The 5,450-nt window shown below is 54.0% G+C and carries 2 rRNA genes; both read left to right on the top strand.

From position 1 onward, the window contains the following. Nucleotides 1–189: 189 nt before the first annotated feature. Nucleotides 190–1,715 (top strand): 16S ribosomal RNA (locus ACFVHU_RS18565). 598 nt (nucleotides 1,716–2,313) lie between these two features. Further along, nucleotides 2,314–5,445 (top strand): 23S ribosomal RNA (locus ACFVHU_RS18560). Together the 16S and 23S rRNA genes form the textbook arrangement of a ribosomal RNA operon. The last annotated feature ends 5 nt before the right edge of the window (nucleotides 5,446–5,450 follow it).

The raw sequence follows: 5,450 nt of genomic DNA, 5'->3' as shown, positions 1-5,450 counted from the left end.
AGTGTTTGTTGTTTGAGAACTCAATAGTGTGCCAAGTTTGTTGATACCGAATATTTTTATTTGGTGAATACATAACATTTGCTTGAGGCATTGCACCCCCGTGCAGTGTTCTTGAGTGTTTTATTATTCGCCAGGACTTCATTGGCTTCGCCCTTATTTTCCAAGGGGTTGCCGGTGGCTTTTTATTTTTTTATGGAGAGTTTGATCCTGGCTCAGGATGAACGCTGGCGGCGTGCTTAACACATGCAAGTCGAACGATGAAGCCCAGCTTGCTGGGTGGATTAGTGGCGAACGGGTGAGTAACACGTGAGTAACCTGCCCCCGACTCTGGGATAAGCCCGGGAAACTGGGTCTAATACCGGATATTACCTTTGACCGCATGGTTGTTGGTGGAAAGATTTATCGGTGGGGGATGGACTCGCGGCCTATCAGCTTGTTGGTGAGGTAATGGCTCACCAAGGCGACGACGGGTAGCCGGCCTGAGAGGGTGACCGGCCACACTGGGACTGAGACACGGCCCAGACTCCTACGGGAGGCAGCAGTGGGGAATATTGCACAATGGGCGAAAGCCTGATGCAGCGACGCCGCGTGAGGGATGACGGCCTTCGGGTTGTAAACCTCTTTCAGTAGGGAAGAAGCGAAAGTGACGGTACCTGCAGAAGAAGCGCCGGCTAACTACGTGCCAGCAGCCGCGGTAATACGTAGGGCGCAAGCGTTATCCGGATTTATTGGGCGTAAAGAGCTCGTAGGCGGTTTGTCGCGTCTGCCGTGAAAGTCCGAGGCTCAACCTCGGATCTGCGGTGGGTACGGGCAGACTAGAGTGATGTAGGGGAGACTGGAATTCCTGGTGTAGCGGTGAAATGCGCAGATATCAGGAGGAACACCGATGGCGAAGGCAGGTCTCTGGGCATTTACTGACGCTGAGGAGCGAAAGCATGGGGAGCGAACAGGATTAGATACCCTGGTAGTCCATGCCGTAAACGTTGGGCACTAGGTGTGGGGGACATTCCACGTTTTCCGCGCCGTAGCTAACGCATTAAGTGCCCCGCCTGGGGAGTACGGCCGCAAGGCTAAAACTCAAAGGAATTGACGGGGGCCCGCACAAGCGGCGGAGCATGCGGATTAATTCGATGCAACGCGAAGAACCTTACCAAGGCTTGACATGTGCCAGACCGCCTCAGAGATGGGGTTTCCCTTCGGGGCTGGTTCACAGGTGGTGCATGGTTGTCGTCAGCTCGTGTCGTGAGATGTTGGGTTAAGTCCCGCAACGAGCGCAACCCTCGTTCCATGTTGCCAGCACGTAAAGGTGGGGACTCATGGGAGACTGCCGGGGTCAACTCGGAGGAAGGTGGGGATGACGTCAAATCATCATGCCCCTTATGTCTTGGGCTTCACGCATGCTACAATGGCCGGTACAATGGGTTGCGATACTGTGAGGTGGAGCTAATCCCTAAAAGCCGGTCTCAGTTCGGATTGGGGTCTGCAACTCGACCCCATGAAGTCGGAGTCGCTAGTAATCGCAGATCAGCAACGCTGCGGTGAATACGTTCCCGGGCCTTGTACACACCGCCCGTCAAGTCACGAAAGTTGGTAACACCCGAAGCCGATGGCCTAACCACCTTGTGTGGGGGGAGTCGTCGAAGGTGGGACTGGCGATTGGGACTAAGTCGTAACAAGGTAGCCGTACCGGAAGGTGCGGCTGGATCACCTCCTTTCTAAGGAGCTAACCATTATTGGTTGCCCATGCTGGACACGAGTGTTGTCCGGGTGGGTTGCTCATGGGTGGAATATCAATGGACTCAATACCGGAAAACGTGCTGGCTGATGCTGGTGCGGGGTATTGGCTGTGGCCGCGTGGTGCTTGGGCATCTGCTAGTACGCATTGCAGGGGGTTTTCTTCTTGCGGTGCTGGAATGCGGTGTGTGGGTGTTGTGTGGTTTGTATGGTTTGGCATGCTGTTGGGTTTTGAGGCAACAAGCCTCCTTTCCTGGTGAATGGTTGCCGGGGTTCTTCCTGTGGGGAGGGTCCTGGTGGTGTTCGCTTGGGTGAGGGGTTCTTGGTGTTTCGGTGTTTGTCCTGTGTTTGCTGCAAGGATGTCCTGTTGGATTGATGCTGGCCTTTGGTTGGTGTTGGTTTTGGGGTGTTGTTGCGGGGGTGCGGGGTTGTTGTTTGGGAACTGTATAGTGAACGCGAGCATCTTGCAGATGAGATGAGCTGGGTAGTCCTTTTCCTTGGATTGCCTGGTGTTGGAGTCTTGTCTGCGTGATTTTGTTAGATTGTTTTATTGCTCATATCTTTTGACTTTGATGTTGTGTTGAAGTTTTTAAGGGCGCACGGTGGATGCCTTGGCATCAAGAGCCGATGAAGGACGTGGGAATCTGCGATAAGCCTGGTGGAGTCGATAACCGGACGTTGAGACCAGGATTTCCGAATGGGGGAACCCCGCACCATGTTATGTGGTGTGACCTGCAGCTGAATGTATAGGCTGTGTGGAGGGAACGCGGGGAAGTGAAACATCTCAGTACCCGCAGGAAGAGAAAACAACAGTGATTCCGTTAGTAGTGGCGAGCGAACGCGGATGGGGCTAAACCGGTTGGTGTGTGATAGCGGATAGGCGTTGCATCACCGGGGTTGTGGGGTCAACATGTACCAGCGCTATCTTGCTGGTGGGATGAGGTGCAGGCGTATAGGTGAATCGGTTGGAATGCCGGACCATAGAGGGTGATAGTCCCGTAGGTGTAATGCGTGTCTGCCGTTCTAGTGTTGATACCCGAGTAGCACGGGGCCCGTGAAACCTTGTGTGAATCTGCCAGGACCACCTGGTAAGCCTGAATACTACTTGATGACCGATAGTGAATCAGTACCGTGAGGGAATGGTGAAAAGTACCCCGGGAGGGGAGTGAAATAGTACCTGAAACCGTGCGCTTACAATCCGTTAGAGCTGGGGACTTGTTCCCTGGTGATGGCGTGCCTTTTGAAGAATGAGCCTGCGAGTTAGTGTTACGTCGCGAGGTTAACCCGTGTGGGGAAGCCGTAGCGAAAGCGAGTCTGAATAGGGCGTTTGAGTGGCGTGATCTAGACCCGAAGCGAAGTGATCTACCCATGGCCAGGTTGAAGCGCGTGTAAGAGCGTGTGGAGGACCGAACCCACTTCAGTTGAAAATGGAGGGGATGAGCTGTGGGTAGGGGTGAAAGGCCAATCAAACTTCGTGATAGCTGGTTCTCCCCGAAATGCATTTAGGTGCAGCGTTGCGTGTTTCTTGCTGGAGGTAGAGCTACTGGATAGGCGATGGGCCCTACAAGGTTACTGACCTTAGCCAAACTCCGAATGCCGGCAAGTGAGAGCGCAGCAGTGAGACTGTGGGGGATAAGCTTCATAGTCGAGAGGGAAACAGCCCAGAACGCCAACTAAGGCCCCTAAGCGTGTGCTAAGTGGAAAAGGATGTGGAGTTGCTGTGACAACCAGGAGGTTGGCTTAGAAGCAGCCACCCTTGAAAGAGTGCGTAATAGCTCACTGGTCAAGTGATTCCGCGCCGATAATGTAGCGGGGCTCAAGCACACCGCCGAAGTTGCGTCATTCAAATATTAACCTGGTTTCGATTGGGTGTTTGGATGGGTAGGGGAGCGTCGTGTGGACGGTGAAGTCGCGGTGTAAACCAGCGGTGGAGGCCACACGAGTGAGAATGCAGGCATGAGTAGCGAATGACGGGTGAGAAACCCGTCCGCCGAATGATCAAGGGTTCCAGGGTTAAGCTAATCTGCCCTGGGTTAGTCGGGACCTAAGGCGAGGCCGACAGGCGTAGTCGATGGACAACGGGTTGATATTCCCGTACCGGCGAAGGACCGCCCATACTGAGCTGTGGATGCTAACCATGATTGACGCTAGCTGTTGGTGCCTTCGGGTATCTTGCTGGTTGATGTGGTGGGAACCGATGCAGTGAGGTCAGCGTATTAACAGGTGTGACGCAGGAAGGTAGCCGAGCCAGGCAATGGAATTGACCTGGTCCAAGGGTGTAGGAAGAGTGGTTGGCAAATCCGCCGCTCATGTTTCTGAGACCTGATAGGCGCCCCGTTTTCGGGGTGATTCGGTGATCCTATGCTGCCTAGAAAAGCATCGGCGCGAGGTCCAAGTCCGCCCGTACCCCAAACCGACACAGGTGATCAGGTAGAGAATACTAAGGCGATCGAGAGAATCATGGTTAAGGAACTCGGCAAAATGCCCCCGTAACTTCGGAAGAAGGGGGGCCTGCCCCGTGATGAGAACTTGCTTCTCTGATGCGGGTGTGGGCCGCAGAGACCAGGGGGAAGCGACTGTTTACTAAAAACACAGGTCCGTGCGAAGTCGCAAGACGATGTATACGGACTGACTCCTGCCCGGTGCTGGAAGGTTAAGAGGACTGGTTAGCAGTAATGCGAAGCTGAGAATTTAAGCCCCAGTAAACGGCGGTGGTAACTATAACCATCCTAAGGTAGCGAAATTCCTTGTCGGGTAAGTTCCGACCTGCACGAATGGAGTAACGACTTCCCCGCTGTCTCAACCATGAACTCGGCGAAATTGCAGTACGAGTAAAGATGCTCGTTACGCGCAGCAGGACGGAAAGACCCCGAGACCTTTACTATAGTTTGGTATTGGTGTTCGGTGCAGCTTGTGTAGGATAGGTGGGAGACTGTGAAGCTTGGACGCTAGTTCAGGTGGAGTCATCGTTGAAATACCACTCTGGCTGTACCGGTCACCTAACTTCGGACCATGATCTGGTTCAGGGACAGTGCCTGATGGGTAGTTTAACTGGGGCGGTTGCCTCCTAAAATGTAACGGAGGCGCCCAAAGGTTCCCTCAGCCTGGTTGGCAATCAGGTGTCGAGTGTAAGTGCACAAGGGAGCTTGACTGTGAGAGTGACAGCTCGAGCAGGGACGAAAGTCGGGACTAGTGATCCGGCGGCACCTCGTGGAAGGGCCGTCGCTCAACGGATAAAAGGTACCTCGGGGATAACAGGCTGATCTTGCCCAAGAGTCCATATCGACGGCATGGTTTGGCACCTCGATGTCGGCTCGTCGCATCCTGGGGCTGGAGTAGGTCCCAAGGGTTGGGCTGTTCGCCCATTAAAGCGGTACGCGAGCTGGGTTTAGAACGTCGTGAGACAGTTCGGTCCCTATCCGCTGCGCGCGTTGGAAATTTGAGAAGGGCTGTCCTTAGTACGAGAGGACCGGGACGGACGAACCTCTGGTGTGTCAGTTGTACTGCCAAGTGCATCGCTGATTAGCTACGTTTGGAAGGGATAACCGCTGAAAGCATCTAAGCGGGAAGCCTGCTTCGAGATGAGATTTCCATGCACCTTGAGTGTGAGAGGCCCCCAGCTAGACCACTGGGTTGATAGGCAGGATGTGGAAGCAAGGACTAAAGACTTGTGTAGCTGACCTGTACTAATAGGCCGATGACTTTCAACACACAAT

This window comes from Glutamicibacter sp. NPDC127525, assembly GCF_042672105.1.
Lineage (GTDB): Bacteria > Actinomycetota > Actinomycetes > Actinomycetales > Micrococcaceae > Glutamicibacter.
This window is presented reverse-complemented; position numbering and strand designations above follow the sequence as displayed.